General features: G+C 53.5%; 2 tRNA genes and 2 rRNA genes. All 4 read right to left on the bottom strand.

Annotation, left to right across the window (positions count from 1 at the left end):
- Window positions 1–13: 13 nt before the first annotated feature.
- Window positions 14–2,893 (bottom strand): 23S ribosomal RNA (locus B0G75_RS39760).
- 298 nt (window positions 2,894–3,191) lie between these two features.
- Window positions 3,192–3,267 (bottom strand) — tRNA-Ala (locus B0G75_RS39755).
- A gap of 68 nt (window positions 3,268–3,335) precedes the next feature.
- Window positions 3,336–3,412 (bottom strand) — tRNA-Ile (locus B0G75_RS39750).
- 79 nt (window positions 3,413–3,491) lie between these two features.
- Window positions 3,492–5,024: ribosomal RNA gene (locus B0G75_RS39745) — 16S ribosomal RNA — on the bottom strand.
- The 16S and 23S rRNA genes sit together here with 2 tRNA genes alongside, the layout of an rRNA operon.
- Between the last annotated feature and the right edge of the window lie 23 nt (window positions 5,025–5,047).

Raw genomic sequence — 5,047 nt, 5'->3', positions numbered from 1 at the left:
ACACACCTGTTATAGGATCAAGCCTTACGGGCAATTAGTATCAGTTAGCTTAACGCATTACTGCGCTTCCACACCTGACCTATCAACGTCCTGGTCTTGAACGACCCTTCAAGGGGCTCGAAGCCCCGGGGATATCTCATCTTAAGGCGAGTTTCCCGCTTAGATGCTTTCAGCGGTTATCTCTTCCGAACATAGCTACCCGGCGATGCCACTGGCGTGACAACCGGTACACCAGAGGTTCGTCCACTCCGGTCCTCTCGTACTAGGAGCAGCCCCCTTCAAATATCCAGCGCCCACGGCAGATAGGGACCAAACTGTCTCACGACGTTTTAAACCCAGCTCACGTACCTCTTTAAATGGCGAACAGCCATACCCTTGGGACCGGCTACAGCCCCAGGATGAGATGAGCCGACATCGAGGTGCCAAACACCGCCGTCGATATGAACTCTTGGGCGGTATCAGCCTGTTATCCCCAGAGTACCTTTTATCCGTTGAGCGATGGCCCTTCCATACAGAACCACCGGATCACTATGACCTGCTTTCGCACCTGCTCGACTTGTCGGTCTCGCAGTTAAGCACGCTTATGCCATTGCACTATCAGCACGATTTCCGACCGTACCTAGCGTACCTTCGTACTCCTCCGTTACACTTTGGGAGGAGACCGCCCCAGTCAAACTGCCTACCATGCACTGTCCCCGATCCGGATTACGGACCAAGGTTAGAACCTCAAACAAACCAGGGTGGTATTTCAAGGATGGCTCCACGCAGACTGGCGTCCACGCTTCAAAGCCTCCCACCTATCCTACACAGACCGGTTCAAAGTCCAATGCAAAGCTACAGTAAAGGTTCATGGGGTCTTTCCGTCTAGCCGCGGGGAGATTGCATCATCACAAACACTTCAACTTCGCTGAGTCTCGGGAGGAGACAGTGTGGCCATCGTTACGCCATTCGTGCAGGTCGGAACTTACCCGACAAGGAATTTCGCTACCTTAGGACCGTTATAGTTACGGCCGCCGTTTACCGGGACTTCAATCAAGAGCTTGCACCCCATCATTTAATCTTCCGGCACCGGGCAGGCGTCACACCCTATACGTCCACTTTCGTGTTTGCAGAGTGCTGTGTTTTTATTAAACAGTCGCAGCCACCAGTTTATTGCAACCCCTTCACCCTCTGCCCGCAGGGGCATCAAGCTACAGGGGCGTACCTTATCCCGAAGTTACGGTACCAATTTGCCGAGTTCCTTCTCCCGAGTTCTCTCAAGCGCCTTAGAATACTCATCTCGCCCACCTGTGTCGGTTTGCGGTACGGTCTTGTTAAACTGAAGCTTAGAGGCTTTTCTTGGAACCACTTCCGATTGCTTCTTCACCGAAGTGAATGGCCTCGCACCCTTGAATCCCGCGCCCGGATTTGCCAAAGCGCCTTCTCCAATGCAAGGACCGGGACTTCCAACACCCGGACAACCTTCCGCGATCCGTCCCCCCATCGCATTTAACAATGGTGCAGGAATATTAACCTGCTTCCCATCAGCTACGCATTTCTGCCTCGCCTTAGGGGCCGACTCACCCTACGCCGATGAACGTTGCGTAGGAAACCTTGGGCTTACGGCGAGGGGGCTTTTCACCCCCTTTATCGCTACTCATGTCAGCATTCGCACTTCCGATACCTCCAGCACACTTTTCAATGCACCTTCGCAGGCTTACGGAACGCTCTCCTACCATGCACATAAATGTGCATCCGCAGCTTCGGTATATTGCTTAGCCCCGTTACATCTTCCGCGCAGGACGACTCGATCAGTGAGCTATTACGCTTTCTTTAAAGGATGGCTGCTTCTAAGCCAACCTCCTGACTGTTTTAGCCTTCCCACTTCGTTTCCCACTTAGCAATATTTGGGGACCTTAGCTGGCGGTCTGGGTTGTTTCCCTCTTGACACCGGACGTTAGCACCCGATGTCTGTCTCCCGTGATTGCACTCTTCGGTATTCGGAGTTTGCTATGGCGTAGTAATCCGCAATGGACCCCACAACCATGACAGTGCTCTACCCCCGAAGGTGATACACGAGGCACTACCTAAATAGTTTTCGGAGAGAACCAGCTATTTCCAGGTTTGTTTAGCCTTTCACCCCTATCCACAGCTCATCCCCTAACTTTTCAACGTTAGTGGGTTCGGACCTCCAGTACGTGTTACCGCACCTTCATCCTGGCCATGGATAGATCACCTGGTTTCGGGTCTACACCCAGCGACTGAATCGCCCTGTTCGGACTCGCTTTCGCTACGCCTGCCCTAATCGGTTAAGCTTGCCACTGAATGTAAGTCGCTGACCCATTATACAAAAGGTACGCCGTCACCCCTTGCGAGGCTCCGACTGTTTGTATGCATGCGGTTTCAGGATCTGTTTCACTCCCCTCCCGGGGTTCTTTTCGCCTTTCCCTCACGGTACTGGTTCACTATCGGTCGATCACGAGTATTTAGCCTTGGAGGATGGTCCCCCCATCTTCAGACAGGATTTCACGTGTCCCGCCCTACTTTGCGTACACCTAGTTCTTCCTCGCTGTTTTCGTCTACAGGGCTATCACCTGCTATGGCCGCACTTTCCAGAGCGTTCGACTAACAATGAAGATAAAGAGTACAGGCTGGTCCCATTTCGCTCGCCACTACTCTGGGAATCTCGGTTGATTTCTTTTCCTGCGGTTACTTAGATGTTTCAGTTCACCGCGTTCGCTTCGCGCAGCCTATGTATTCAGCTGCGGATGACCCATACGGGCCGGGTTTCCCCATTCGGATATCGGAGGATCAAAGCTCGTTTGCCAGCTCCCCTCCGCTTTTCGCAGGCTACCGCGTCCTTCATCGCCTGTGATCGCCAAGGCATCCACCACATGCACTTGTTCGCTTGACCCTATAACGGGTGTGTCTCTCTCGATTCACATGCCGCTACAGGTTGAGTATTCGTGTTGCGCCGTATTCCAAAAGCGATCTTTCGATCTCTCTTTTCATACATTGATACAATCACAACCCTGATTCACCTACTCATGCACCCATCTCCAGGTACACTTTCGTGAATCTCTTTACTACTTCTTCCTGATTGTTAAAGAACGACAGCCGATAGCGCAATCTCTGATTGCGTATCACTCTGACTGGCTCAATCGCCAATGCACAGCGCTCTGCTTTTCACAGCAGCGCTACGCATTGAGGATTGGTGGAGGATGACGGGATCGAACCGACGACCCCCTGCTTGCAAAGCAGGTGCTCTCCCAGCTGAGCTAATCCCCCAGTCATGCACAGATCATCATCTGCTACTACTCAGGGGTTTTGCCGGTCAGCCATCGCAGACAAGACAATGGTGGGTCTGGATGGATTCGAACCATCGACCCCCGCCTTATCAAGACGGTGCTCTAACCGACTGAGCTACAGACCCCTGAGTCTGTCTGCGTTTCTGTCTTTAATTCACAGCCGATAAGCGTGAGCGCTCAACACGATTGACACGTGAGCTCGAGAAAGGAGGTGATCCAGCCGCACCTTCCGATACGGCTACCTTGTTACGACTTCACCCCAGTCATGAATCCTACCGTGGTGACCGTCCTCCTTGCGGTTAGACTAGCCACTTCTGGTAAAACCCACTCCCATGGTGTGACGGGCGGTGTGTACAAGACCCGGGAACGTATTCACCGCGGCATGCTGATCCGCGATTACTAGCGATTCCAGCTTCACGCACTCGAGTTGCAGAGTGCGATCCGGACTACGATCGGTTTTCTGGGATTGGCTCCCCCTCGCGGGTTGGCGACCCTCTGTTCCGACCATTGTATGACGTGTGAAGCCCTACCCATAAGGGCCATGAGGACTTGACGTCATCCCCACCTTCCTCCGGTTTGTCACCGGCAGTCTCCCTAGAGTGCTCTTGCGTAGCAACTAGGGACAAGGGTTGCGCTCGTTGCGGGACTTAACCCAACATCTCACGACACGAGCTGACGACAGCCATGCAGCACCTGTGTTATGGCTCCCTTTCGGGCACCCCCACCTCTCAGCAGGGTTCCATACATGTCAAGGGTAGGTAAGGTTTTTCGCGTTGCATCGAATTAATCCACATCATCCACCGCTTGTGCGGGTCCCCGTCAATTCCTTTGAGTTTTAATCTTGCGACCGTACTCCCCAGGCGGTCAACTTCACGCGTTAGCTACGTTACCAAGTCAATGAAGACCCGACAACTAGTTGACATCGTTTAGGGCGTGGACTACCAGGGTATCTAATCCTGTTTGCTCCCCACGCTTTCGTGCATGAGCGTCAGTATTGGCCCAGGGGGCTGCCTTCGCCATCGGTATTCCTCCACATCTCTACGCATTTCACTGCTACACGTGGAATTCTACCCCCCTCTGCCATACTCTAGCCCGCCAGTCACAAATGCAGTTCCCAGGTTAAGCCCGGGGATTTCACATCTGTCTTAGCGAACCGCCTGCGCACGCTTTACGCCCAGTAATTCCGATTAACGCTTGCACCCTACGTATTACCGCGGCTGCTGGCACGTAGTTAGCCGGTGCTTATTCTTCCGGTACCGTCATCCCCCCAGGGTATTAACCCAGAGGTTTTCTTTCCGGACAAAAGTGCTTTACAACCCGAAGGCCTTCTTCACACACGCGGCATTGCTGGATCAGGCTTGCGCCCATTGTCCAAAATTCCCCACTGCTGCCTCCCGTAGGAGTCTGGGCCGTGTCTCAGTCCCAGTGTGGCTGGTCGTCCTCTCAGACCAGCTACAGATCGTCGCCTTGGTAGGCCTTTACCCCACCAACTAGCTAATCTGCCATCGGCCGCCCCTGTAGCGCGAGGTCCCGAAGGATCCCCCGCTTTCATCCGCAGATCGTATGCGGTATTAATCCGGCTTTCGCCGGGCTATCCCCCACTACAGGACACGTTCCGATGTATTACTCACCCGTTCGCCACTCGCCACCAGGGTTGCCCCCGTGCTGCCGTTCGACTTGCATGTGTAAGGCATGCCGCCAGCGTTCAATCTGAGCCAGGATCAAACTCTTCAGTTCAAACCTGTTACTGTTTTTCGGTT

The sequence above is a fragment of the Paraburkholderia sp. BL18I3N2 genome (assembly GCF_003001875.1).
Taxonomy (GTDB): domain Bacteria; phylum Pseudomonadota; class Gammaproteobacteria; order Burkholderiales; family Burkholderiaceae; genus Paraburkholderia; species Paraburkholderia phytofirmans.
The sequence above is the reverse complement of the archived record's forward strand: the minus strand, read 5'-3'. Positions and strand labels throughout refer to the sequence as shown.